Origin of the sequence: Enterococcus sp. 5H (assembly GCF_028128615.1) — a bacterium.
GTDB lineage: Bacteria > Bacillota > Bacilli > Lactobacillales > Enterococcaceae > Enterococcus_L.
The window spans coordinates 1-23,270 of sequence record NZ_AMDP01000043.1; the positions used below are offsets into that span (position 1 = coordinate 1).

Genomic DNA, 23,270 nt, shown 5'->3' on the forward strand with positions numbered 1-23,270 from the left:
AACACTTTTTAAATCCCAATCAGTCTCAAAAGTAAATGTCCCTTTTAAATTTAACGTTTCTATTCTATTCGGATGTTCCACAGAAATTGACACGCTACCCTTGGGCCTTTTTTTCATGTTATTCACAAAGTTTGATTTTTCATCAAAATAAAAAAATAAGGTTACATAACCAGTTCTTTCTACTATTTTAGATACTGTTACACTTAACGGAAATCCATAATCGTCTATTGTTGACACAACATAGGATGATGAAGCTTTAATTATTTCTTCAGCTGTATTCATTTTTGCCTCCAATAATCTTTCGTTTTTATTATTATAACGAAAAAAGATTGTATTACAATCGACAAAAAAGAAAGTATGTCTATAAAAAAGCCACCGCATAAGCGATGACTAAAAATTTCTATTCGTTATTTTCTTTTTCTCGTTTCTCTTCTTCTCTAATAAATCTTTTCAGATGTTTTTCGTCTTTTTCTGATTCCACATGCTCTCTGTTGTTATCAATTTCAGCTTCAAACTTCTCTTTGTTTTTTTGTTCTTTAAATGATTCTCTATTTTCTTTTTCTCCGTGACGTTCACTTGGCATAATAAAATTTCCCCTTTCGTATATCATGAATTAATTGTATTCCTATTTGAGGGATTATACCAATATTTCAATCACCCACAGGCTGTAAACTAGGTATTACCTATGGGTGATCACTCTCAGCCTGTACGGTATGATGATTTAAGATCGGCACTGCGTGAGTAGTCTATTCTTATTTCACTCTCCATTGAATTATGATCTGTACACATTTCGATAATACTATTTTATTGCAGTTTTCATCGGACTACATGCTATTTTTGTCCGATATTTAAAATAATTCTCCGATTTCGTATGCATAAGTCTCTAAAATCTTGTATCGCCATTCGTAGATAGTAGACTTCGAACAATGCTCTCGTTCTGCAATATCAGACCAGTGGAAATATGAATACTTCCCCCATAAATACTCATCAACTATATGTTTCAACTCATTGGACAATTTCTGATAGCTTCTTTCGATCGCTTCTTTTTTCATTACGTTCAATTGAAATGCTGCGTTATTTTCTTTTTTTATCATGTCATTCAATGCTTTTTCGGTATGACCTTGACTACTTCTGATCCAATTGTTTACATCTTCAGGCTTCCATTCACCGCTTAGTAATGTTGCGGCTATTTTTGAAGGTAATTTTTTGAATGATCGATAATCTTCTTCTAGATATTTTAGTCTTGCGTCACTCAGTTCTTTTTTGCTCAAGCGGCTACCCCTTTCTTTGCTTTACAACTTCCTCAATAACTTCAAATAATCCAATTTTTTCTTCTGGCAAACATCCATAATATGAATTCATGCAATCGAAGAAAGGTTCATCTTGCTCATCGCTCTCTATAATTTGTAGCATATAAAGTTCTGTTTCTAAGTCGTGAACATTTCTGTATAGATCAATGATTTTCTCACTGATAATTTTAGGATCCCCACTACTTAATATTTTTTTAATCTCATTTTTCATTATTTCATTTTGCACTCTATCGTATATCGATAACACGATGATCATATCTTCGCCATCGTCTGTAAGATCCTTATCATTTAAAATTTTCTGATATTCCTCTGTCTTGATAAATTCGTTATAATGCTTAACCACCAACGGAACAAGTAAAGCTTTTTGAGCTTCATCAATTTGTCGTGCAGCATTGATTGTTTTTTTGCGTTCTTCATTCATTCTTCCTGTTCCTCCGTTCGGTTTGATCGCGGTATTATCCTTACTTCTCTTTGTTTTTCTCCGTCTACAATTTCTAAGCCATACGGTTTTAGCATCAAGCACAACTCTTCGTTATCCTCCCAAGGCGTGAATAGGCAATCGTCTAGCTCTCCTTTATCGTCTATCATATAGACATCTGCCTCATAATTCCAAGCTGATTCTATAGCGCTTAGAAGCGTCCCTGTGAATAGATAGTCCGGCTCGCCATGTGTTCCAATTATCCTAAGATTCTTTACCACTGTTGGCTCTTCTGCTTCTGTTACTACTTTGTCCAACTGATTCAAAAATAAACTTTGATCCCTTTGCGTATTGAGTTCATTACATTTTGGACAAGGACAAACTACGATAATTCCATTGTTTGAAACTTGGATAGTTCCTTTCCCTTCGCATCGATCACAGTTATTCATGAAGTTCACCACTGGCTAGACACTCTGAAAACGTTACTATACTTCCTACTGCAATAAGTAGTTCTTGTTGTATTAACGCTTGTTCTGTTTCAGAAATCGGCAGCCCTTTTTCGGTTACACCCAAAATATCACTTAAAACATCCCTGGTCCGTTCCAATCGTCTCCATGCTGTTACTTTTCTTAAATCATTTTTATTAGACATCAATTTCCCTCCTAGAATTTTATTTTGCTTCGTTTATCTTTCGTTGCTTCAGTAAATTTAATGATATGGTTTTCTACGCCTTTATAAATTCGGCTAACGATTTTAGGATTATAAATAGCTTCTAATTCTTCGCTATTCAAATTTGTAGTTATTATCGTTCTTTGGCGTGCGTTTAAGACACCGAAAAGAACTTGTTGGATATATTCCCCTGCTTCTCGATTATCGCGCTTAAAGCTTGACTCACTGCCTAAATCGTCTAATACTAAAACATCTACCTTGCTCAGTAAACGAACCATGTTCATTTCTGTATATTTACTTTGTGGATTATTAAAACTATCCTTGATTAATCGCATTAGGTCATTCACCGAAATAAATAAACAACTCCCGTAAGGATCAAAATGCTCGTTAATGGCTTTAAGCATAGACATTGCTAGATGTGATTTACCCACACCAGGAACACCCGAAAAAATAGTATTAAATTTCTTTTCCCTATCCAGATATTCATAAGCGAATTTTCTTGTTAGCGCTAATGCTCGTTCGCTTTCTTCGTTATCAGGAATATAGTTTTTAAAATCAGCATCCCAAAGCTTACTATCACCAACTATAGAATCTAGTTTCAACGTTTCGATTGTTTTTCTACGGTGATTTCGTTCAAACATCTCTTTTACTCGTTCTTGTTCCATGTAATCACGCTTTTCTTTTTGGCATTCCATGCAAAATGGCTCAAAGTCTTTTAACTTAACTTTAGCAATACCATGTATTTCACATAATTCACTTGTTTCTTGCACTTCATTCAACAAAGGAAAATCCATTAGAACCTCACTCCTGAATTAGATGTTGATTGTTTTTGGTTATTCGCGCTACTTCCTGTTTCATATTCATCATTCCATCTACGGTTACCAAACCAAGTTGAACCATGAGCTATATACTGCTTATCCGTTCGTTTGAATTGAATTTCTTGAATGTAATTCTCAATCCCTTGTTTGATCGTTTCATCGGTTACACTGTCTTTTATCGCTTTCTGGTAAGACTTGAATGCTTTCTCTTTTCCTTTTTTATTCGGATACTCTTTCCAAAGGGAATTGAAACGCTCTGTCAATTCTTTGATTGACGGTTTATTATCTTTTGTATTATTAGATGTATTATTATTACTTGTATTATTATCTTCCCGGTTTTCCGAATAGGGGGTGTCGAGATTCCGAATAGGTCTGTCGATTTTTCGAATAGGTGTGTTCGATTTACCGACTACCCTTATAATTCGTTTATCAATTTGTTTAGGATTCTCTTTGTTGTATTCATAAAAAACTCTAATTGCCTTCTTTTCTTCAAGTGATTTGATAATCTCAGAACACCTATTTTTACTTAATGCGAAAAATTCGGAAAAATATTTATTTGATGCGTAACACCCAGTTTCGGTTGTATCCAAGCTATCAATTTCTGCTAAGAATACAATTTCTTGAATGGTAAAATTAGAATTTAGCCAAATATTTGCTGGGATCCAAATACCTTTGAACCCTCTATTTTCTTTTATTGTTTTTCTTTTTACCACGAAATCACCCCTAGTTACTCAAAGATACCGGATCAATACGATTTTCAATTGATCGAATCTGTTTTACAATTTCAACTTTTTCTATTATCCAAGCTGAAATACCTGAAGTTGTCACACCCTCAGCGAATGTATCAAAAAATTCTTTTGAGAATGAGAACAGTAGCGGCGTAAGATCGTTTGTTCTTGCGATATTAAAATAGCTCATTTCAATTTCAAGTTTCTCAATAGTGTCAATTGAGATAACCTTTTCTTTTAAAAGCTTGTAGGAATCGAAATCAAATATTCGAACCATTTCTAAAGAAAACAACATATTGTTTTTAAATTCGTTAGTATCCTGTTCCTTTAGAAAGTCAATAACAATTTCTGAGACTGCAACTTGATTTTCGGGTTCTACTAGCATAGCGAAACGAACGAAATCATTCTCCCCGTTATTAATTACAAATAGATTTTTATTTTCTCGTTTATAAATAGCCTGATAGTTCATTTATTCGTCCTCGCTTCCATCTATATCAGATAAAGTTGTAGCGATATCTTCTAAATTATTGAGTACAACATCCAGTGTTCTACTCACATTATCCAGTGCTTTTTCGCCTATCAAAATACTATAAATTGCTCCTGCTGCTTCTCTTCTATCCAAAACACTTACTAAACTAACAGTATTTATTAGATTTTGAATTAATCCTAGTTCATGTTTTACATCAACAATTTTACTAGCCTGATCAATACATGTATCAACTCGCAAATCAACCAATTCTTTCTTACTCATTAGTTTCACCATCTTTCGTTTCAAAGATACTTGATGACCTATTCAAACTTATATTTTCCAAATCGTTAGCGTGACTATTCGCAAGACTTTTTACTGATCTAACTATGCTACCTATTATGTTCATGCTATTTTCAAATGGCGTATTGTCTACTAAATATTCAATTCCTTCTAAAGCATCACAAATACTATTTGCAGTTAGAATCAATTCGTTAATATCTCTATTTTCACTCATCTTTAAGCCTCATTTCCATTTTCATTAAATTTATGGTAAAATCGAGGTACACAAAACACCGTTATTACAGTGTTCTTGCTGTCTTTCCTGAACTCGCCAAAGTTAACTAGGAAAGGCTTTTTTTGTACACTCATATTCATAACTAATTGCTCCAATCCTGTTTATTACTTTCCTGATGTTGGACAAGTTTCAGCAAGAAATATAATAATTTCGAACTTTCTATCTCTTCAACGCTTTTGCTGATCTTTTCTTCCATTTCACTATTTGTCATTCTCTATACTCCTTTGCTTTGTCGAAATGATTTGCGATAAACATAATCATAAACACGCTTAGCATTTTTCGGGTCCATATTCGCTAACATGTCATTAATTGCTTTGATGTGAGTTTCTTTCGTTGGTTTAGTCACTTGGTTATCTCCTTTAAAATTCATACTTCACATGGTAATTCTTTGTACTTCCTGCAATAACTGATGGATAATTATTTTCTTCTAACCAACCTACAACTTTCTGGATAACAGATTCTCTATATTTTGTAACATCACCACTCCAACTATTAGTTGCGCCTGGGAAATAGTCGAATTCATCTTCTTCTAAAACAATGTATTCCTGAATTAACTGACTCACGGCTGTTTTGTGGGATTCATTATTTTTAGATAAGATTCCCAATTTCTTTGCGATTTGCTCAGCATCAAACATCTTTTGTTTAAGCTTAGGCATCTCTAGTAATTTTTCGCCAGTTAAAACTTCAACTGCTTTATCTTGCAAAATAGCTTTATTTACTTCTGTTGGGGCATCTTTTGCAAGTTCAGCAAATAATTTAGCTTGCCGGCTGTTCGCATTCTTTAATCTTGCTTCTGCATTCATTTGTTTAATGACTAAATCGTCTTGTTGTTGTGGTCGTTCTAATTTCAAGTGGTTCTCCATTTGATTAAATCGTTCAATATAGGCTACGGCAAACTGAGTTCCTTTAGCGCCGGTCATTCTGGTTGAGTAGAGTTCGCAGCCTTTTTTCGTTAGATCGTAACAAGGTCGTTCTTGATTATTAGCATCTAAATACGTTGAATCGATGAAATAATCACCCAAAGCAATTTTGCTTTCGGCTAAATGAGATACAATTTTCTTGATGTCTCTCATAACATCCGCATGATTTCTGTCAACCATTTTAGCTACTTCTCTACTACTGATTGTTTGTTGTAATTGTTCCATTTAAATATCCTCCCTGTAATATGCTTCTACACCAATATCTATTAAAAATTCTTCCATAATCCCCATACCTGTTTTGTGCTTTCTAATGTCGCTCATGGTGCCTGTATGATTAATTAAAAACATCCGAGTATCTTTATTCATGTATTCCCACAAGAACTCTAAAGGCTCTCGGATTGGTTTGTCTATGCCGTTCTCATCGATGTATTCCATCGTGGTATAGTAGTCCTTCATTTCAAACCGTTCACCGTCGTAATCTTTTGTAATTGGAAACCATCCCATAAATTGACGAGGCGTTATATACTTCATTCCCACTAAAATCGTTTGATCCAATAAATATTGATTTTCCAATAACTCGATCGGTCGGTTTTTTATTCTTTCTTTCCAGGTACCGTAATTCTTAATCCCATAGAAAATGACTTTTTCAACATGCGATTGAAATGTTTTTTCATCCTGATTATTTGAATCATAAGAACGAGAATAGTTTCCTAATGCTCGTTTATAGGCTCGTTGCCAAATTCTACGCTTGAATGCTGTTCTATCTAATCGGATAATCATGTTTTCTGTCATTCCCTTCTATTGCCGCATCATCGTAGCTTATTAGCCAGATCAACACCATTGGAATACTGATACATAACTTTGATCCAATTGATAAATTTGATAGGCTCAATCCTAAAATAAATGCTAAAATCATACTTCTAGTGATTTTTAGATTTCTCATAGTGAATTCCTCCCGATAAGCGTCCGCCCCACGCTAGCCGTTTATTTTTGACGTTGTAATAAAAATCTTGATGTTTCCTCTTTTGAATAGAGCTTCAAACCATCAATCGTGATGCTTTTCAATCCCAATCTTTCTAACTTTTTCAAAGTATTCACGCTGATTCCTAAGTGCTTAGCCATTTCATTTTGTTTTAAAAACGGCTTATCCAGCCCAGCAACTCGTTTCGCTTCCTCAATTGAATCTTTCGTGATATTGAAGATATGTTGCTTTAGTGATGCGTTTTGTTCATCTGATAGTGTTACTTGAATGTTTGTCATTTACTCACCCCTTACAATTCGCGTCACTTTGCGTAACCTGCTTATAATTTTTAGCGAGTAACTTTACGTAACTCGTTGACTACATGATACAACATGATGTAAAATGATGTCAAGTAACTTTGCGTAACTTTTTTTTAAAAAAAGGAGAGGATTCCAATCAATGAAGAACAAGACAAGATAAAAAAACTTAAAAGACTCGGAGAAATTATTAAATCTACTCGGTTAAGTCTTGGTAAAAGCCAGAGTGAATTTGGTGAATTATTCGACCCCCCAGCAGCAAAGAGTATTGTTTCAAGGTGGGAAAAAGGTAACAGTCTTCCAAGTCCTGAGAGGTTATTCCAATTAAGTAAAATAAGTAATCTTTCTGTCAACGAATTAATATTCGGTACTTTACAAAATGAGATTTATTTTTTAATGAAATCCGCAGAAACTTATCCATTAGTTTATGATTTAAGAAGAGATCAGTTCACTTCTAAGGGAAAAACTTTATCAGAAAAAAAATTTTTAGAATGTGTGTACGATTATGCACATTATAAAAGAGGTACTTATTTTGGAACCCCTGTTCCGAAATCTTTGAAAGAATATGACCCATCAAAAGACCATGGTGAGAAAGAAGATATCACTATTATTAATGAACGAAGCGCTTACTATAAAACTGAAGAGACTACAGGCGATAAAATAATTTTTAATAACGTATTAAAAGAAGCTGAAATTAGAAACTTGCAGCCACAAGATAAAAACGAGTTAATGGCGTTGCTTAGTGACGAAGCAAAACGCTTATTTGAGGACATCGAAAAAAATAATATTGGTCTAATCGAAATTGTTACATCATCCCTTTATAGCGTTTTAGAACAAACTATACCTAATTTTATTTACTATAAAACCTCTGAACATGAGTTTGTCAGGAGTTCTAATATTGATATAAAATTAGAAAATAAAATCGAAAAAATTATACAAGATGCGATTGATGTAATTGAAAATTTAAGTACTGAATAAAAAGATAGAGCAATAACTAAATTATATTACTTAAAGCTAACTACAATGAATTAGACATACTAATTTCTCCTACCAGCGCCCCATGCTAGCTACGGAGGGAAAACAAATGGCAACAATCAAACAATATACAAAAAAAGACGGCTCTAAGCTGTGGATGTTTCAAACCTATTTAGGTATTAACCAAGCAACTGGAAAGCCTGTAAAGACGACTAGACGAGGTTTTAACACAAAGAAAGAAGCTCAACTAGAATTAAATCGGCTTCTTGTAGAGTTTGAAACGAACGGACTGGAAAAAAGCAATAATGAGACGTTCAAAGAGGTATACGAGCTTTGGTATGACAATTATAAGAAGACGGTAAAAGAAGCCACTAGCATTGCGACAGAACGGTATATTCGTATTCACGTCTTACCAACGTTAGGAGATCTAAAGGTTTCAAGTATCACTCCTAAAATGGCTCAGAAACTAGTAAACGAGTTAGCGGACAAGTTACAAGTCTATAAGGTTGTCCTTCAATATGTTGCTAAGGTCATGGATCATGCTATCACTTTAGAAATAACCGACAAAAACCCTTTTCAGCGTGTCACTCGACCAAAGGTAAAACATACCAGGAAAGATAAAGACGTGAAATTTTACACCAGTGAACAAGTACAGCAAGTTTTATCTTATCTTGATAATAAAGTAAAAAGTGTGAAAGATAGTAACTTACTTTATAAATATTTTGCCGAGTGGGATTTTACTATGTATAGAACATTGGCTTTTACTGGCATAAGAGGTGGTGAGGCGTTGGCTTTAACGTGGGATGATGTGAACTTCAATAAACGTTTATTAACGATAAGCAAGACGTTATCACAAACTCGAAACGGCTTTTCAGTCCAGCCGCCAAAAACAAAATCATCTAACAGAGTAATTTCAATTGATGATAAAACTTGCCAACAATTAAAAAAATGGCAGCTAAGACAAAGAGAGTTTTTCTTTCAGAGCGGTATCAAAAATAAGAATATCATTTTTTCAGATTACGAAAGCAATTACTCAAATAGGCAATCACTTTATCAAAGGTCAACCAGACTTAGCAAAGCTGTCCATCTTCCTAACATTGGTACTCATGGTTGGCGACATACTCACGCTTCCATGCTCTATGAAGCTGGCATACCAATGAAAGAAGCTCAAGAGCGACTAGGACATGCAAGTTTAGAAATGACTAACTCTATATATACTCATCTAAGCGACAAACAAAAAAATGCTACCGCAGAAAAACTAGCCCAATTCGCTAATTTTTAGTAGATGGCATTCATTATGGCATTCAAGTATCTGTTTAACCCAAACAAAAAAGCCCTACCCCTTACTACACAAGGGATAGAGCCGATCAGTTCAATTATTATTGAGCTACTGGGTATACAGATACTTGTTTTTTGTCGCGGCCTTTACGTTCGAAACGAACAACTCCGTCAACTTTTGCAAATAATGTATCATCTCCGCCAATACCTACGTTTGCTCCTGGGTAAATTTTAGTACCGCGTTGACGGTATAAAATTGATCCACCAGTTACAGTTTGACCATCAGCGCTTTTAGCACCTAGGCGTTTAGATTCTGAATCACGTCCGTTGGAAGTAGAACCTCCACCTTTTTTGTGGGCGAATAATTGTAAATTCATGTTTAACAACATAGTCTGCACCTCCTATTTTTCGTTTATGGTTTTGACTTGAATAAATTCAAGATTTTCTTGCTCGATTGCTTGTAAACCTAATAATAAGTTTTCCAAGAGTATTTGGGCTATATTGGTTTGTTCTTGATTGATTTTAGAAAGAATTTCAACGTAAAGGTAACCCGATTCGTCTTCATTGGTTTCTACAATCGGTTCAAATCCAGCTAAAGCATCAATCCCATTGACTGTGCTAATCGCTAAAGCAGACACAGCTGCACAAATGACATCACTGCCATATGGACCTGACTCAGCATGCCCCGTTATTTCAAATGAAACGATTTGACCTGCGTCATTTCGTTTAAAAGAACTTTTAATCATTGATAGGCCTCTTTCCTATACAACTTAAAAGAATTATGCGTTGATTGCGTTGATAACAACTTTTGTATATGGTTGACGGTGACCTTGTTTGCGGTGAGTGTGTTTTTTAGGTTTGTATTTGAAAGTCACGACTTTCTTTTGTTTGCCGTGTTTTTCTACAGTTCCTTCAACAGTTGCACCTGAAATAGTTGGAGCACCTACTTTCGTAGATTCGCCACCCACTAAGATAACTTCGTCAAAAACAACTTTTTCGCCAGCTTCTACGTCTAATTTTTCAACGTAAATTGCTTGACCTACCTCAACTTTTACTTGTTTACCACCAGTTTTGATAATTGCGTACATGCTATACAGCACCTCCTTCTTCTAGACTTAGACTCGCCATCCCAAGCGATAACAGACTGTTATACTTAAAAACTTGTTCTGCGCGGTTGTAGCTGTGGAGTCCACAATTACAACATTAGTATGATATCAAAAAAACAGTTCCAAGTCAATGAAAACTTGTTAATTCTACATTTTGAGTATACTTTCAAAAAAGTTTCCTGTTATTTCTAATTAATGATTGACTTTATTTTACATGTTCATTATAATAAATTTTGTTGTGTTAAACATGCGCCAATAGCTCAGCTGGATAGAGCACTCGCCTTCTAAGCGAGCGGTCGGGAGTTCGAATCTCTCTTGGCGTATCATTTATAAAAAACGGTAGTAGTCAGATTTTCATTTGACTACTGCCGTTTTTTGTCTTCCCGTTATTTAAGAAAGTTCTACTTTACCTGTATATAATTGATAGTAAGTACCTTTTTCTAAAAGTAATTCGTCATGCGTTCCTCTTTCAATAATACGGCCATGATCCATTACCATAATCACATCTGAATTTTGAATAGTGGATAAACGATGAGCGATGACAAAAACTGTTCTTCCTTTCATCAATTGATCCATACCAGCTTGAACGTGTTTTTCTGTACGCGTGTCAATACTTGATGTTGCTTCATCTAAGATCATCACTGGCGGATCAGCAATAGCAGCTCTGGCGATTGCCAACAATTGACGCTGCCCTTGGGATAAGCCGTCGCCATCACCTGTAATGACCGTATCATATTTATCTGGTAAATGATTAATAAAATCTTCTGCATTGGCTAGCTTTGCTGCTTGAATCACCGCTTCATCTGATGCATTTAAATTCCCGTAACGAATGTTCTCACGAATCGTTCCTGTAAATAAATGGGTATCTTGTAAAACGATCCCCAATGAACGTCGTAATGAATGCTTTTTAATTTTCTCAATATTAATTCCATCATAGCGAATTTTTCCTTCTTGAATATCATAAAATCGATTGATTAAATTCGTTATCGTTGTTTTACCAGCTCCTGTTGCGCCAACAAAAGCGACTTTTTGTCCAGGTTCAGCATAAAGATTAATGTCTTTTAGCACTCGATTTTTCTCATCATAACCAAAGTATACCTCGTCAAAACGAACATCTCCAGTCAACTCAGTATAGGTTACCGTTCCATCTTCATGAGGGTGCTTCCATGCCCAGATCCCTGTTCTAGCTTCACTTTCAACTAACTTACCAGCTTCACGACTAACATTTGTTAAAGTTACATAACCATCATCCGCCTCAGGTTTTTCATCAATCAAATCAAAAATACGCTGCGCACCAGCCAAAGCCATAATAACAAAATTGATTTGCTGTGACACTTGGCTAATCGGCATATTCAATGAACGGCTTAGCTGTAGAAATGAGGCAATCATTCCTATCGTTAAACCTGATACTCCATAAACCGAAAAAATCCCGCCGACTATTGCTAGTAATACATACTGAATATTTAACAAATTCATCATAATTGGCATTAGGCTATTCGCGTACTTATTCGCTTGTGTAGCGCTTTGGCGTAATTCCTCATTCAATCCTTTGAATTCTTTGATGGTTTGTGGTTCATGGTTGAAGATTTTCACCACTTTTTGTCCATGCATTATCTCTTCTATATAACCGTTTACTTCCCCTAAATCTTGTTGTTGTTTACCAAAATACCGGCCGCTACGACCAGCAATCGCACGAATTGTTATAATCATAACCCCCACAGATACAATTACAAGCAAGGTTAATGGAACGCTTATCGTAAACATTGCAATAAATACACTGATAAAACTAACAACCGCTGCAACTAAATTGGGAATACTTTGAGAAATCATTTGTCTTAACGTATCAGTATCATTCGTAAAATGACTCATAATATCACCATTTGAATTTGAATCAAAATATCGAATTGGCAAGGTTTCTAAATGAGTAAACATTTGATCCCGAATTGTCTTTTGTGTACCTTCACTAATTCTTACCATTATCAAATTGTAAAATAGATTCGATACAATACCAACCCCGTAAATCAAAGCCATAGTCGTAATCGCTTTTAACAATCCAGAAAAATTCGGATTGGTTTGCCCTAAAAGCGGTGTAACATAATCATCAATAACAACTTGTAAAAATAATGATCCTCGGACATTTGCATAGGTACTTAGTAAGATAAAAATCAATACTAACACTAAATAAAATTTATACTGTTGAAACATATATGAAAATAATCGTCTCAATGTTTTTACAGGATCTTGGTTTTTCCGAATACCTTTTGCTTGTTCATTACTCATCGTCTTCACCAAATCCTTTCTGTTGAGATTCATACACTTCTTGATAAATGTCGTTTGTCGCTAATAAACTTTCATGCGTACCAATCGCGTTAATCATGCCATTATCCATAACAATAATCCGATCAGAATCTTGGATAGAGGAAATTCTTTGTCCAATAATAAATGTAGTTGTTCCTGGGATCTCTTGTCTCATTCCTTCTCTAATCAAGCGATCTGTTTTCGTATCTACGGCACTTGTTGAATCATCTAATATCAAAATTTTTGGTTTTTTCAACAAGGCACGAGCGATACAGATACGCTGTTTTTGTCCACCTGACACGTTATTCCCACCTTGAGAAATCAGTGTGTCGTATTTATCCGGAAATTCTTGAATAAAACTATCCGCTTGAGCAATTTTACATACTCTGATCAAATCTTCATCTGTTGCATTTTCATTACCCCAACGTAAATTTTCCTTAATGGTTCCTGTGAAAAGTACATTGTTTTGTAAAACCATACTTACTTGATCTCTTAATGATTTCAGATCATACTTCCGCACATCTTGACCACCAACTTCAACGCTACCTTTTGTGACATCATATAATCTTGGAATCAACTGGACTAATGTTGATTTTGAACTACCTGTTCCACCAACAATCCCAATCACTTCACCTGATTTTATTTCCATATTTGCATCGATTAGCGCTAATTTATCTAAATCATTGGCATAACTAAAACAAACATCTTTGAAACGAACTGATCCATCTGTAATTTCATATAGTGGCGCATCATTATTTTTTAAGTCACTTTCTTCAGATAAAACTTCTGTAATTCGTTCAGCAGATGTCCGTGCAATAATTACCATAACAAAAACCATCGACATCATATTCAAACTCATCAAAATTTGCATCGTATAAGTAAACATGCTGACTAATTCACCTGTCGTCAACGTACCGCCAACCACAAATTTTGCACCTAACCATGAAATTAACAACATACAAACATACACAGAAAACTGCAAAATTGGATTATTAAAGGCCACAATACTTTGCGCTTTTGAAAATGTTTTGTAAATATCCTTAGAAACTGATTTGAATTTTTCGTCTTCATGATCTTCTCGTACGTAGGATTTCACTACACGAATTCCCTGTAAATTTTCTTGAACAACATTATTTAATTTGTCATAAATGCGGAAAACTTTATTAAAATTCGGATGAGCAAAATAAATTACTAATGTTAATCCAATCATTAGAAACGGTACTACACCTAAGTAAATCATCGATAAATCTTTATTTATACTAAAAACCATCACTAGTGAAAAAATAAAAATCAATGGACTACGAACCAAAATTCGAATAACCATTTGATAAGCATTTTGCACATTGGTAATATCTGTCGTCATCCGCGTAATCAAACTGGAAGTCGAAAAACGGTCTATGTTTGAAAAGGAGAACCCTTGAATTCTCACAAATAGCTTATCTCGTAAATTTTTAGCAAAACCCGCTGAAGCAACCGCTGCATAACGCCCTGACATAGCACCAAAAAATAAAGCAACAATGGCACATAAAAATAAAATACCGCCATACATTAAAATGGCTTTAGTATCACCTTTTTCAATTCCATTATCAATCATCATCGCCATGATTAAAGGAATAATAATATCAAGCGCAACTTCTCCAGTAACGTACAACGGCGTAATAATACTTTCTTTTTTGTACTCGCCGACATTTGCGATCAGTTTTTTTATCACTCGGTTCCCCTACCTTCCTTATCGATTTTTTTACTATTCTCAGATAATTTTTCGATCATCTTGAAAAAAAGTGCTAATTCTTCTTCCGTAATTCCTTCAACTAGCAGATCATCAAAATGTTTTAATTTGGAGATATTTTCTTTAACTTTCTGTTGACCTATGTCAGTTAGTGTAATTGATTTAAGCCGATTATCTTCTGCACAGCTTTTCCGTTCAATAAACATACGTTTTTCCATAGTTTGTAGCACACCTGTTGCCGTAGAACGTCGAATATCAAATTCTTTTTCAATGTCCTTTTGATAGACTGGAATTTGATGGCTATTGCGTCGATGAATAAAATTAAGTACTCTCATCTGAATTCCAGATGAAGCTTCGCCGTCATCTTCCTTTAGAATTTCTGCGACTTTCCGGTTAAGTTCATTAGCTAAGATTCTGATTTTTAATGCGATTTTCCGATCCATGGTTTACCTCCTTATGAAATTAGTTCGCTTCCTAACTATATTACATAAGAGGTGTTGAAAGGTCAAGGGGGAATATAGAAGGATTAATTTTATTTTACAAAAAAAGCAACAGCCCATAATCTAATTTGATTATCTGCTGTTACCTATTTACTCAAAAAGGTTATTTTCTTACTTAATTATGCTATACGTTTCCAGATATATACAGTAGCGTATGGTGGTAAATTATTATGTGATTTATTCCCCCCAGCGCTCCCGCTAATTTTACCTACTGCGATATCTCCCCATAAAAATCCACTTGTCCCTGTCCCGCTAACGGATGGATTAGAACCTTTATTCAAACCTAAACTATGATTATGATTCGGCATTTCATCTATTGTAAGAGTATGTGCTTTTTCTCCGCCTGTTTTACCATTAGAGAAATCTTCATCATTTTCATCTACTCCCACCAAAACCTTGCCTTTAATTCTCTCCCAAGTACTACCTAAGAAAGTATTTAAATCTAGATTTTCGGTACTCATATAGATTGAACCTACTGGATAAATAAAATCAATCAATCCCTCAATTGATTTCACATGTGTTTTAGGATACAAAATTGTTCCTTTTTCTTCTAATTGTACAATATCTGCCATTATACTGATCCCACCTTACTAAAAGTTATTGTTGGTAATGTATCTAATTTTTTCTTATCTGCTGCACTCATCAAACCATTAACTGTCTGAGTAGCGGCAGCAGTTGTTGTTGCATTAGCTCCGGAGGGTCCTTGTGGTCCAGTTGCACCTTTTTCACCTTGTGCCCCAGCTGGTCCCATATCTCCTTTTTCACCTTTAATCGTCGTGATTCCCTCAACTGCATTTACATGCGTTTTAGGATAAACAACTACTCCGTCACTTTTTAATTCAACGATGTCCGTCATACTGTTCCCACCTTATCAATTGTTATTCCAGTGCCTTGTACACCAAGATCTTTTGCAGTTAAAGTAATATCTCCTGTTTTACCATTAATGGACGTAACACCTGTTCCTACTGTTTCAATTTTGTCCATACCGACAATCGCACTGATATGTGTTTCTGGAAAAATTTGGCGCTGAATCCCCGCATCATCTGTCTCCATCACTTTTTTAATTTCTACGTTCTGTGTCATTCTACTGATCCCACCTTTCGTAAAAAGAAAGTATTTTGTTTTTGGCTATCAATTTCAGCGATCACTAATGCTGAGGCTTCTTTTTTATGTTCGATTGTTTCTATTTTAGTTACTGAATGGGTTAAACTAAACTTGTCATCTCGAATTGTTCTAAGAATGCCAGTTTCACCGCTTTTTAATGTGAAATGTGACTGCTTCAATTGTTCAATCTGATTTAATAAATTGCCTGCAGCATTTTCATCTAAAATTTCTTTTATCGTTGCAAACCATTGATCGAAATCCGCTCGTTGAATCGCTGCCCATTGATTGTAGCGATCTTGACTGGAATTAATCCAATCTTGAAATTCTTTGATAATCCGTTGTAACTCTTCTTGTGCCACTAAATACCAATCATCATACACTTCTTGGCAAGTTTTCACCCACTCAGTGAAGTAACGTAGAATTTCTTCAAAAGTCCAGATATAATTACTATCTTTAATACCATCATCATAAATACTTTCTTTTACTTGATAAACAAAATCTCTAGTTGAAAACTGTTGTCTCCAATTTAGATCCTGTTGCAACTCTCTAAAGCTAAAATATGCTGTATTTTCTCCTACAGATTGCATATCATAGTTCGTCAAAGTGTACTGAAATTTTCCTCTGCTAGCATCAATAATTTTAGTAACTTTTTGCTCAGAAATCCCTAAACCTGCATGATGTCCTTGCTTCACACAGAAAAAAGGTGTTAAATTCGAAATGTCCTTTGGTTTCCCATGTTCTGTTACAGTAACATCTAATACTTGTGTCCCTTCATCAAATTGACGAATAACCATTGTAGGTATATTGTCATTTGGTTGGGTAGTTGATAAAAAAATTGGATAAATAATTGACATTTACTCGCTCCTTTCTAAAAATTAATTATTTGGGCGGGATAACGATTGAACTGATTTCATTCGATCCAACCCATGTACGTTCGTATCTACCTAAGACTTGTCCTAAGCCGATATTTTGTTCGTATGTTTCAAAACCATCATTTGTTATTCCACGAATAACACCCGTATGACCATACGTATAATCAACGTTGAAGCCGCCAATATTTCCACCACGTCTCCAATTGATTATCGCGCCTACAACTAAATCTTCATAAGATGGATTTTCAATGACTTTCCAGCCTAAAGCAGCCCAGTTATAGCCACGACCAATATCTGCTGCCGCTTCTGTATTTCCAATCACATGGCTTAAACCATATTGCGTTCCTGCACCCAAACCACAGCCACCTAGAAAACCAGAATATTCTGCTGGAATTGCATAACATTGACCATTACCCAAACGTTTCATAGATAAAGATTCTAAATGTGCTAACCCAGCTTTACCTGTTGACGTACCAGGTTTTAGTTTAGCCAATTTATCATACCAATAGTGTGCTTGTTGTCCACGAATTGGCTGATACGGATCTTTCGGATGCTCATAAAGTGCGATAAAATAGTCAGCTGCTAAAGTGATATTCGTAAGCTGAGTAAACTCTCTAAAAGAGATATAGCCAATATCTGGGCGTTCAGGATTATAAAACCACTGGACATTGTTCTCCATTTCCCACTGGATTCGTTGACATTGTGCCTCTATTGTTCGATGGTCCAGTCCACGTTCTGTACACCAATCAACTAGCTTTGATTTAGGCGTCCATTGAGTAAGTCCATAGCCGCCGCCTCCACCCCATTCATCGATATCTGGCATAATTTGTGATTCGCTTTGGATATTCCCCAACATCCCTGCAATAGACTGTTCTGTCCAGCCTTTTGATTTAAAAAACTGCCAAATCGCCCAGGCATTTTTTTCTTGATCTGTCGTAAGTTCTGGAGGCGTTACTCCATTATTACCTCCACTTCCATTGCCATTCCCAGTAATTTCTTTCCCATTTAGAAATAATTTTCCATTAATGTGTAAATCACCTGCTAAAGACAATTTGCCTTTAATGTTTAAATCACCATTAATTTCACCTTGTCCATATAATCGCCATATCTTCTTATTTCCATTTGATTCTTTTGGTATCTCAAATACGGGACTTGGTGCTCTTTCTTCTTTAGAAATTGCTGAACCAATTGAAAATTGATATCCTGGAATCTGACATATGGAAACACCCACTGGTTCGTTTGTTTCGCGATTAACAGTAGCTCCAATCCAGGCTTCTTCTTCATTTTTCTTTTGATTTCTAAAAGCTATGGTCCCATTTGATTGTAATTTGATTTGAAAATTTTTATCACTTTTCGTTTGAACGGTGACTCCTTCTAATGTTCCAGCTTGAATAAAATCAGCATTAAATTTCCCATCTATAGTCCAAGCAGTTTTTGGTTTATTCGTAAATTTGTCTTTTATAAAACCAATTCCATCAGAATTCATCACTAAAAAGTTACTGCTGTTTTCTAATGAATCTCCATTCATAAAAACTTGCTGATATGGTTCACGGCTGTTGGATTTCCCAGTCTCAATACCATTCATCAATTTAATTGAGCCACCTTTAGCTCCACGAATGATATCATCTTGCCATTTAGAAATTTCTTCTGAATCATAAAAGGTCATCTTTTTCTCTTCTAAAGAGTCCATATTTCCTTTTAAATCAGATGTAGCTTTTGAAATACTTCTCGTAATATTATCACCTAAACCAGCTTCAACTTTGCCAGTTAATCGATCGATTTTTACTTTGAAAATTCGTGTTTGATAATGATAATTACGATCATGACGATGAATAGTCACTGTATTGCCAATTGTATCTCCACCTAAAATTTCTGTTTTGAATTGAACCAAGGGACGAGCGTATTCAATCAGCGAATCATATGTTGCTTGTAATAATTTTTCTGGATCCTCTTCTTCATCAAACGTAATAACTTTTTCTCGTTTCCTCATACCACCGTTTTTTAATGGGATGCCGTATTGTTGAGTCATTTCAGGAATTTCCAGCCAATTTTGGCCTTTGGGTTTATCTAAAAGTTTTCCATTTGCTTTTTTCCATTCTATATTGGTAAATTCGATTCGTTTTCCTTTGCCATCACCGACATCTTCACCACGTCCACGCCCAATTAGACTTGTATAGACTTGATTTCGATCTTGCTCTTTGACAATGCTTAAAGCTTTTTCTCCATAAGTAAAACGCTGATTGCTTTCTATACCGATTTCTCTAGATACATCCAACCATTTTTCTGTAATACCAATCCCATCAATTTTGTAGCTAAATAAAATTTCGCATCCTTGGGCTTGAATTTTTTTCAATGCATCCCGTATAGAAAGAAAACTAAAATCATCTGTGATTAATGGTAAATCAGAGCCAACAACACCGATTCCCCATTCGGTTTCAGCTAAAATCTTTTGGAGAGTACTCTTAATCGAAGCTTTATTCACTGCAACATTTTTCACAACATAGCTCTCTAATTCATCCGGCGCAAAACTAATCCCAACAAACGATAAAGTATTTTCTGCTTCACTATCTATGATAATTCGGTAAAGGCTGTATGAATCCGTTGTTTCTTTTACAGCCATATATGACGCTGTTTTTAATTCTTCATCATAAACAGTAGATACATTTAGCGTATCGTTCATAAGTTCTTCTTTACTTGCGGTAATCTCTTTTTCTTGGACAACTTCTATCAAATCATTTTCTTTAACAATACGAATTAAATGTTGGCGTTCATCAAAAAAATAAACACTTTCTGTCATAGTTGTACCTCCCGATAGGAAATAATCATGTGACCATTACTACATTTAATTACTTGTCCTTCTTGAATATAAAAATTTTCAAAATCACTTTCTAGATCCAATAAGAATGTTTGGTCGATTCCATTGACGAAAACTTTTCCTTTTAAAAAATCAATAACCACATAGTCTCCAGCGTTCAAATTATAACTAATAATTTGAATTGCTTTTTCTTTATTAGTAATTATTAGAGGAGCAAATTTCGTAATTGTTACTTCAATTTTTTCCGGCGTGGTTTGATAAGGTAAGTAACTAGTAATCTCGCCCTCTGACGTTAGTAAAACAGAATATTTTCGAGGATCAGTACAAAGAATTTCAAAACTGGAAATAATATTATTTGTATCTCCACGAACTTCTTCTGTTGTCATGTATTGACCGTAATAACAATATTCCAGCTCATCTTTAAAACGAATTTCCACAGCTGCTTCTTTAAATAATAAGCGCATCAACTGACGGAACTTTTTCTGCGTATCCTGTGCGTCTTTGCCCATCAATTGGTACGTTACTTTAATTGTTCTTGCAGGCAGTTTTTGATTTAATTTAATACTTCCTACTTGTGTATCCTGAGTTTCGATATCCAGCGATAACATTTCTCTGCCTGTCACTGCTAATGTGCGGTAACCAGCTATCGTTTTCTCTAGATAAGTACCGTCATACATCATCGCTGAAGAAGGAAGGATCAAATCATCTTTATGGACTTTTTTTGTTGTGTCTTCAAAATAATACATTTTTCTCCTCCTTCTAAAATGCTAAGTTAATAGCCGAATCTTGTCCCATTGCTTCCGAAATATCTGATACAAATGCTTTGAACTGTTGATTGCCCAACTTAATATTAAATGTTGCTGGTTGTTTTTCTTTTTGAAGTGTTTGGGTGCTGCTAGATTGAATTGAAAGTTTTTGTACAGTGTCTACTTGTTGATCTAGACTATCTAAACTTGGTAAAACAACTTTAGAAGCTAAATCATCCATTGGTTGATCGACAATATGGGCATTTCTTTCGATACCGATAGCAAGTCCAGCTGGGAGCATGGCGCCGATTTCATCACGCATCCAGCGGGATGGTGAGTGGATTTTGAATGTGCTAGTAAAGAATCCCTTAACTTTATCAACAATTTTCCCTAGCTCATCCCATAGTTTTTTTGCCTGATTCATGATCCCATTGATAAAACCATCCATGATATTTTTACCAATTTCAAATAGATCAATATCAAATAATGCTTTAGAAAGCTCATTAATAACTTGAAATCCTGCGGTAGCAATAGATGGAAGCGCACCTAATATTCCTTTTACCAATTCTAATAACAGCTTACCAGCTGCCATCAAGATACTTGGTAGTTCCTTAAGTAAACCAGCAACTAAAGTAGCTATAATTTTTGTAGCTGCTGAAATTATAGTTGGTAATTGTTCAGATAAGGTTCTGACTAATGTAGCAATTGCTTCGATTGCAACAGGGATCAGAACTGGTAAAATAGAAGCTATACCCTCTGCAAGTTTGGTCAATATTTCTACACCTTTTTGAATGATTTCAGGTAAACTGTTAGTAATATTTGCAGTAAAAGATTCAATAATATTGGTTACTGTAGTAATAATTTGATCTTTATTTGCTAGTATCCCATCTACCAAAGCCATTAATAAATTTAAACCTGTTAACAATAGTTGTGGCGCTGCAGACAATAAACTTGTAGCTAAAGATTCAATCAACATTAACGCTGCTGGAATTAATGTCGGTAAACTATCTATTACCCCTTGGACTAATGTATTGATCAAATTGACTGCACTTTGCATGATTATTGGCAAATTGATTGCAATAGCCTCTGCCAATCCAGCAACTAATTGTGTACCTGTTTCTATCAACGTCGGCAATTTATCTATAATCCCTTGAACAAATCCAGTAATGATTTCAGGACCTTTAGTTATTGCCGTTTGAATCATATTGCCTATTTGTCCATCAAATTGGCTATCTAACAAACCAAATCCAGCTAAAGCAACTCCTAGAATAGCTGCAGGGCCTAGTGCTTTTAAAGCAAAACCAAAAACAGAGGATAACCCCTGAACCATTGAACTCATTGCCGTTGTCCCCACATTTGCAGATTTTTGTAAACTAGATCCAATGCCGCTAAAAGCCGTTTTTAGACCTTCTGAATTTACAATTTTACTACCAAATTCTCCAAATTTTTGGGAAACACTTGAAAGAGTTCCGCCCACTTGGGTAGACATCTCCGAAAATTTCGAACCTATCTCTGCAATAGCTGGATGTTCGCTCCGTATATGCATACTTAGTAATTTCATCTGATATCGTGCATTCTCAGGTAATCCAGCCATGTATGTTTTTGCGGTATTAACTCCTTCTCCAACTTTTTGAAACGCACTCCCCATCATTCCCGAACTTTCATAAATTTTTGAAAAGCCCGATGTAACTTTTGTAGAAATTGCATCAAAAGCTGTGCCTATTTTGTCAACCGGAGATCCTTCTGTCCTCATTGCCATTGTAAAAAGTTTCATCTGATATTTCGTATTTTCAGTAAAACCAGCGAGATTCTTCTTCCAATTAGACATTCCCGCAATCATCGTCTTTTGTTTATCACCAAAGCTTTGTGCCATTCCACCAAATGATTGTGTTATCTTATCAACATTTGAATTGATAGTTGCAAAAACAGAGTCTTCACCTGACATCATTTTTCCTAGACTAGGTATATGAAACTTGTTTAGCTTTTCATTGATATCTTTAACCATTGTGTCTACAGCATCTGCTACTCCTAAAAGGCTTGGCTGTTCAATTACTGGGGTAAAATTTTGTTTCAGCTTCTCGCCAATACTATCAACAGCAATCGAGGCTTCTTTTGCACTTTGTTTAAATAGTTCAAAATTTTTGGGTTTGACAGAATAAGAAAATAGCTTAACAAACGAATCGTATAATTGATCTGATGTCCTTGTAGTGTTTTTTAAGGTTGTTTCAGCTTGTATTAATGTTTTAAAAAAACTATTTTCTTTTACAGCTAACACAGTTGTTAATTCTTTTTTGTTTTCCATTTTTTCCTCCTTTCTACGAATTAAAGTTTGCAATCCAATTTTGGAGTTGTTCTTTTTCATGATTTTTTGACAAGCTATGTTCTTTTCCAAGAATTTTCTCTTCTGCTTTTTGATAATTAAAGAATTTTTCAAAGGTTCGATAGACAGGACGTCCTTTTTTAGTCTGCCCAGCCATAACAGTCGCCCAGGCCTGTAAATGAATATTGTATTGCTGATCTAGAATTTTTAATTGATAGGCTTTGATCCGTAACTCGTATTCAGGAATCGTCAATCGATCGATTTCATTTAAATCTTCGATATTCAAATATCTCAAACAATTAAGCTGTACTTGAGCATAACTTGTGTCAAAATCTGTTTCTAC

Annotated in this window: 33 protein-coding genes, 1 tRNA gene, 1 pseudogene and 1 other annotated feature; of the genes and pseudogenes, 4 read left to right on the forward strand and 31 right to left on the reverse strand. The window is 35.1% G+C overall.

The features are described from left to right. The 17 genes from C240_RS12595 to C240_RS12675 all read right to left on the reverse strand — a co-directional run. Positions 1–282 (reverse strand): hypothetical protein (locus tag C240_RS12595; RefSeq protein ID WP_442896594.1); only part of this gene is annotated, 282 nt, incomplete at its 3' end. Positions 283–400: 118 nt separating this feature from the next. Then, positions 401–583 carry a hypothetical protein gene (locus C240_RS12600; RefSeq protein ID WP_271495810.1) on the reverse strand — a complete coding sequence of 61 codons (183 nt, stop codon included), beginning with the start codon at positions 581–583 and terminating at the stop codon, positions 401–403. 265 nt (positions 584–848) lie between these two features. Beyond that, positions 849–1,271, reverse strand: coding sequence for a transcriptional regulator (locus tag C240_RS12605; protein WP_271496242.1), 423 nt, complete (start codon positions 1,269–1,271; stop codon positions 849–851). A 4-nt stretch (positions 1,272–1,275) separates the two neighbouring features. Beyond that, positions 1,276–1,731, reverse strand: coding sequence for a hypothetical protein (locus C240_RS12610; protein WP_271496246.1), 456 nt, complete (start codon positions 1,729–1,731; stop codon positions 1,276–1,278). Further along, on the reverse strand, positions 1,728–2,177 hold the full coding sequence (locus C240_RS12615; protein ID WP_271496249.1) for a hypothetical protein: 450 nt from the start codon (positions 2,175–2,177) through the stop codon (positions 1,728–1,730). The genes C240_RS12610 and C240_RS12615 overlap by 4 nt, the downstream gene beginning before the upstream one ends. Further along, positions 2,170–2,379: a hypothetical protein gene (locus C240_RS12620; RefSeq protein ID WP_271496252.1), complete on the reverse strand. Its 210-nt coding sequence runs from the start codon at positions 2,377–2,379 to the stop codon at positions 2,170–2,172. Before C240_RS12620 ends, C240_RS12615 begins: the two co-directional genes overlap by 8 nt. A gap of 11 nt (positions 2,380–2,390) precedes the next feature. Further along, a complete protein-coding gene (locus C240_RS12625; RefSeq protein ID WP_271496255.1) occupies positions 2,391–3,191 on the reverse strand; it encodes an ATP-binding protein in 801 nt (266 codons plus the stop codon). Further along, entirely contained in the window at positions 3,191–3,928 is a 738-nt protein-coding gene (locus C240_RS12630; RefSeq protein ID WP_271496258.1) for a helix-turn-helix domain-containing protein, read from the reverse strand. The genes C240_RS12625 and C240_RS12630 overlap by 1 nt, the downstream gene beginning before the upstream one ends. Positions 3,929–3,938: 10 nt before the next feature. After that, the gene (locus C240_RS12635) at positions 3,939–4,412 is read right to left on the reverse strand and encodes a hypothetical protein (RefSeq protein WP_271496263.1); all 474 of its coding nucleotides are present in this window, start codon (positions 4,410–4,412) and stop codon (positions 3,939–3,941) included. Continuing rightward, the gene (locus C240_RS12640) at positions 4,413–4,694 is read right to left on the reverse strand and encodes a hypothetical protein (protein ID WP_271496266.1); all 282 of its coding nucleotides are present in this window, start codon (positions 4,692–4,694) and stop codon (positions 4,413–4,415) included. Further along, positions 4,687–4,926, reverse strand: a complete 240-nt coding sequence (locus C240_RS12645; protein WP_271496268.1) for a hypothetical protein — start codon at positions 4,924–4,926, stop codon at positions 4,687–4,689. Before C240_RS12645 ends, C240_RS12640 begins: the two co-directional genes overlap by 8 nt. A 142-nt stretch (positions 4,927–5,068) precedes the next feature. Further along, on the reverse strand, positions 5,069–5,197 hold the full coding sequence (locus tag C240_RS12650; RefSeq protein ID WP_271496271.1) for a hypothetical protein: 129 nt from the start codon (positions 5,195–5,197) through the stop codon (positions 5,069–5,071). Positions 5,198–5,200: 3 nt separating this feature from the next. Continuing rightward, entirely contained in the window at positions 5,201–5,332 is a 132-nt protein-coding gene (locus C240_RS12655; RefSeq protein WP_271496274.1) for a hypothetical protein, read from the reverse strand. A 13-nt stretch (positions 5,333–5,345) separates the two neighbouring features. Beyond that, complete coding sequence (locus C240_RS12660) at positions 5,346–6,131, reverse strand: Rha family transcriptional regulator (RefSeq protein ID WP_271496277.1); 786 nt, start codon at positions 6,129–6,131, stop codon at positions 5,346–5,348. Beyond that, positions 6,132–6,698, reverse strand: a complete 567-nt coding sequence (locus C240_RS12665; protein WP_271496279.1) for a hypothetical protein — start codon at positions 6,696–6,698, stop codon at positions 6,132–6,134. Further along, positions 6,667–6,849, reverse strand: a complete 183-nt coding sequence (locus tag C240_RS12670) for a hypothetical protein (RefSeq protein WP_271496282.1) — start codon at positions 6,847–6,849, stop codon at positions 6,667–6,669. Before C240_RS12670 ends, C240_RS12665 begins: the two co-directional genes overlap by 32 nt. A 41-nt stretch (positions 6,850–6,890) precedes the next feature. Beyond that, positions 6,891–7,166 carry a DNA-binding protein gene (locus tag C240_RS12675; protein WP_271496285.1) on the reverse strand — a complete coding sequence of 92 codons (276 nt, stop codon included), beginning with the start codon at positions 7,164–7,166 and terminating at the stop codon, positions 6,891–6,893. Between the two features lie 207 nt (positions 7,167–7,373). Between C240_RS12675 and C240_RS16400 the strand changes: the two are divergent. From C240_RS16400 to C240_RS12685, 3 genes and pseudogenes are all read left to right on the forward strand, one after another. Next, positions 7,374–7,532 (forward strand): annotated as a pseudogene (locus tag C240_RS16400) (helix-turn-helix domain-containing protein); the annotation flags it as partial. Between the two features lie 48 nt (positions 7,533–7,580). Beyond that, positions 7,581–8,162 carry a hypothetical protein gene (locus C240_RS12680; RefSeq protein ID WP_271496288.1) on the forward strand — a complete coding sequence of 194 codons (582 nt, stop codon included), beginning with the start codon at positions 7,581–7,583 and terminating at the stop codon, positions 8,160–8,162. Between the two features lie 106 nt (positions 8,163–8,268). Then, positions 8,269–9,441 carry a site-specific integrase gene (locus tag C240_RS12685; RefSeq protein WP_271496290.1) on the forward strand — a complete coding sequence of 391 codons (1,173 nt, stop codon included), beginning with the start codon at positions 8,269–8,271 and terminating at the stop codon, positions 9,439–9,441. 97 nt (positions 9,442–9,538) lie between these two features. Here the strand turns inward: C240_RS12685 and rpmA are convergent, their stop codons facing one another. Genes rpmA through rplU form a run of 3 tightly spaced genes read right to left on the reverse strand, consistent with a single transcriptional unit; the run spans position 9,539 to position 10,525 of the window. Beyond that, on the reverse strand, positions 9,539–9,826 hold the full coding sequence (gene rpmA / locus C240_RS12690) for a 50S ribosomal protein L27 (protein ID WP_010762831.1): 288 nt from the start codon (positions 9,824–9,826) through the stop codon (positions 9,539–9,541). A gap of 12 nt (positions 9,827–9,838) precedes the next feature. Beyond that, on the reverse strand, positions 9,839–10,183 hold the full coding sequence (locus C240_RS12695) for a ribosomal-processing cysteine protease Prp (protein WP_271496306.1): 345 nt from the start codon (positions 10,181–10,183) through the stop codon (positions 9,839–9,841). Between the two features lie 33 nt (positions 10,184–10,216). Further along, positions 10,217–10,525: a 50S ribosomal protein L21 gene (gene rplU, locus C240_RS12700; RefSeq protein ID WP_271496309.1), complete on the reverse strand. Its 309-nt coding sequence runs from the start codon at positions 10,523–10,525 to the stop codon at positions 10,217–10,219. Between the two features lie 19 nt (positions 10,526–10,544). Continuing rightward, positions 10,545–10,623: a sequence feature (ribosomal protein L21 leader region), on the reverse strand. 169 nt (positions 10,624–10,792) lie between these two features. Here rplU and C240_RS12705 point away from each other — a divergent pair. Continuing rightward, positions 10,793–10,866: transfer RNA gene (locus C240_RS12705), tRNA-Arg, on the forward strand. Between the two features lie 67 nt (positions 10,867–10,933). On the opposite strand, the gene C240_RS12710 is transcribed toward C240_RS12705, so the two are convergent. The 11 genes from C240_RS12710 to C240_RS12760 form a co-directional block, all read right to left on the reverse strand. Further along, positions 10,934–12,823 (reverse strand): ABC transporter ATP-binding protein, encoded by a 1,890-nt coding sequence (locus C240_RS12710; RefSeq protein WP_271496312.1) that lies wholly within the window; start codon positions 12,821–12,823, stop codon positions 10,934–10,936. Beyond that, complete coding sequence (locus C240_RS12715) at positions 12,816–14,552, reverse strand: ABC transporter ATP-binding protein (RefSeq protein WP_271496315.1); 1,737 nt, start codon at positions 14,550–14,552, stop codon at positions 12,816–12,818. Before C240_RS12715 ends, C240_RS12710 begins: the two co-directional genes overlap by 8 nt. Further along, positions 14,549–15,013, reverse strand: a complete 465-nt coding sequence (locus C240_RS12720) for a MarR family winged helix-turn-helix transcriptional regulator (protein WP_271496318.1) — start codon at positions 15,011–15,013, stop codon at positions 14,549–14,551. The genes C240_RS12715 and C240_RS12720 overlap by 4 nt, the downstream gene beginning before the upstream one ends. A gap of 176 nt (positions 15,014–15,189) precedes the next feature. Beyond that, positions 15,190–15,642 (reverse strand): phage baseplate protein, encoded by a 453-nt coding sequence (locus tag C240_RS12725; protein WP_271496321.1) that lies wholly within the window; start codon positions 15,640–15,642, stop codon positions 15,190–15,192. Continuing rightward, positions 15,642–15,926 (reverse strand): collagen-like protein, encoded by a 285-nt coding sequence (locus C240_RS12730; RefSeq protein ID WP_271496324.1) that lies wholly within the window; start codon positions 15,924–15,926, stop codon positions 15,642–15,644. Before C240_RS12730 ends, C240_RS12725 begins: the two co-directional genes overlap by 1 nt. After that, the gene (locus C240_RS12735) at positions 15,923–16,153 is read right to left on the reverse strand and encodes a hypothetical protein (RefSeq protein WP_271496327.1); all 231 of its coding nucleotides are present in this window, start codon (positions 16,151–16,153) and stop codon (positions 15,923–15,925) included. Before C240_RS12735 ends, C240_RS12730 begins: the two co-directional genes overlap by 4 nt. Continuing rightward, the gene (locus tag C240_RS12740; RefSeq protein ID WP_271496330.1) at positions 16,150–17,028 is read right to left on the reverse strand and encodes a phage baseplate upper protein; all 879 of its coding nucleotides are present in this window, start codon (positions 17,026–17,028) and stop codon (positions 16,150–16,152) included. Before C240_RS12740 ends, C240_RS12735 begins: the two co-directional genes overlap by 4 nt. Before the next feature lie 25 nt (positions 17,029–17,053). After that, positions 17,054–19,843 (reverse strand): phage tail spike protein, encoded by a 2,790-nt coding sequence (locus C240_RS12745; RefSeq protein WP_271496333.1) that lies wholly within the window; start codon positions 19,841–19,843, stop codon positions 17,054–17,056. Further along, positions 19,840–20,607, reverse strand: a complete 768-nt coding sequence (locus C240_RS12750) for a distal tail protein Dit (RefSeq protein WP_271496336.1) — start codon at positions 20,605–20,607, stop codon at positions 19,840–19,842. The genes C240_RS12745 and C240_RS12750 overlap by 4 nt, the downstream gene beginning before the upstream one ends. Before the next feature lie 13 nt (positions 20,608–20,620). Next, complete coding sequence (locus tag C240_RS12755; RefSeq protein WP_271496339.1) at positions 20,621–22,909, reverse strand: phage tail protein; 2,289 nt, start codon at positions 22,907–22,909, stop codon at positions 20,621–20,623. Between the two features lie 13 nt (positions 22,910–22,922). Continuing rightward, positions 22,923–23,213, reverse strand: a complete 291-nt coding sequence (locus tag C240_RS12760) for a hypothetical protein (RefSeq protein WP_271496343.1) — start codon at positions 23,211–23,213, stop codon at positions 22,923–22,925. Positions 23,214–23,270: the final 57 nt, after the last annotated feature.

Bases quoted from the DNA above. Each gene is read 5' to 3' on its own strand.
- C240_RS12600 (WP_271495810.1), bottom strand. From the start codon at position 583: ATGCCAAGTGAACGTCACGGAGAAAAAGAAAATAGAGAATCATTTAAA.
- C240_RS12610 (WP_271496246.1), bottom strand. From the start codon at position 1,731: ATGAATGAAGAACGCAAAAAAACAATCAATGCTGCACGACAAATTGAT.
- C240_RS12615 (WP_271496249.1), bottom strand. From the start codon at position 2,177: ATGAATAACTGTGATCGATGCGAAGGGAAAGGAACTATCCAAGTTTCA.
- C240_RS12620 (WP_271496252.1), bottom strand. From the start codon at position 2,379: ATGTCTAATAAAAATGATTTAAGAAAAGTAACAGCATGGAGACGATTG.
- C240_RS12625 (WP_271496255.1), bottom strand. From the start codon at position 3,191: ATGGATTTTCCTTTGTTGAATGAAGTGCAAGAAACAAGTGAATTATGT.
- C240_RS12635 (WP_271496263.1), bottom strand. From the start codon at position 4,412: ATGAACTATCAGGCTATTTATAAACGAGAAAATAAAAATCTATTTGTA.
- C240_RS12640 (WP_271496266.1), bottom strand. From the start codon at position 4,694: ATGAGTAAGAAAGAATTGGTTGATTTGCGAGTTGATACATGTATTGAT.
- C240_RS12645 (WP_271496268.1), bottom strand. From the start codon at position 4,926: ATGAGTGAAAATAGAGATATTAACGAATTGATTCTAACTGCAAATAGT.
- C240_RS12650 (WP_271496271.1), bottom strand. From the start codon at position 5,197: ATGACAAATAGTGAAATGGAAGAAAAGATCAGCAAAAGCGTTGAAGAG.
- C240_RS12660 (WP_271496277.1), bottom strand. From the start codon at position 6,131: ATGGAACAATTACAACAAACAATCAGTAGTAGAGAAGTAGCTAAAATG.
- C240_RS12665 (WP_271496279.1), bottom strand. From the start codon at position 6,698: ATGACAGAAAACATGATTATCCGATTAGATAGAACAGCATTCAAGCGT.
- C240_RS12670 (WP_271496282.1), bottom strand. From the start codon at position 6,849: ATGAGAAATCTAAAAATCACTAGAAGTATGATTTTAGCATTTATTTTA.
- C240_RS12675 (WP_271496285.1), bottom strand. From the start codon at position 7,166: ATGACAAACATTCAAGTAACACTATCAGATGAACAAAACGCATCACTA.
- C240_RS12680 (WP_271496288.1), top strand. From the start codon at position 7,581: ATGAAATCCGCAGAAACTTATCCATTAGTTTATGATTTAAGAAGAGAT.
- C240_RS12685 (WP_271496290.1), top strand. From the start codon at position 8,269: ATGGCAACAATCAAACAATATACAAAAAAAGACGGCTCTAAGCTGTGG.
- rpmA (WP_010762831.1), bottom strand. From the start codon at position 9,826: ATGTTGTTAAACATGAATTTACAATTATTCGCCCACAAAAAAGGTGGA.
- C240_RS12695 (WP_271496306.1), bottom strand. From the start codon at position 10,183: ATGATTAAAAGTTCTTTTAAACGAAATGACGCAGGTCAAATCGTTTCA.
- rplU (WP_271496309.1), bottom strand. From the start codon at position 10,525: ATGTACGCAATTATCAAAACTGGTGGTAAACAAGTAAAAGTTGAGGTA.
- C240_RS12710 (WP_271496312.1), bottom strand. From the start codon at position 12,823: ATGAGTAATGAACAAGCAAAAGGTATTCGGAAAAACCAAGATCCTGTA.
- C240_RS12720 (WP_271496318.1), bottom strand. From the start codon at position 15,013: ATGGATCGGAAAATCGCATTAAAAATCAGAATCTTAGCTAATGAACTT.
- C240_RS12725 (WP_271496321.1), bottom strand. From the start codon at position 15,642: ATGGCAGATATTGTACAATTAGAAGAAAAAGGAACAATTTTGTATCCT.
- C240_RS12730 (WP_271496324.1), bottom strand. From the start codon at position 15,926: ATGACGGACATCGTTGAATTAAAAAGTGACGGAGTAGTTGTTTATCCT.
- C240_RS12735 (WP_271496327.1), bottom strand. From the start codon at position 16,153: ATGACACAGAACGTAGAAATTAAAAAAGTGATGGAGACAGATGATGCG.
- C240_RS12740 (WP_271496330.1), bottom strand. From the start codon at position 17,028: ATGTCAATTATTTATCCAATTTTTTTATCAACTACCCAACCAAATGAC.
- C240_RS12745 (WP_271496333.1), bottom strand. From the start codon at position 19,843: ATGACAGAAAGTGTTTATTTTTTTGATGAACGCCAACATTTAATTCGT.
- C240_RS12750 (WP_271496336.1), bottom strand. From the start codon at position 20,607: ATGTATTATTTTGAAGACACAACAAAAAAAGTCCATAAAGATGATTTG.
- C240_RS12755 (WP_271496339.1), bottom strand. From the start codon at position 22,909: ATGGAAAACAAAAAAGAATTAACAACTGTGTTAGCTGTAAAAGAAAAT.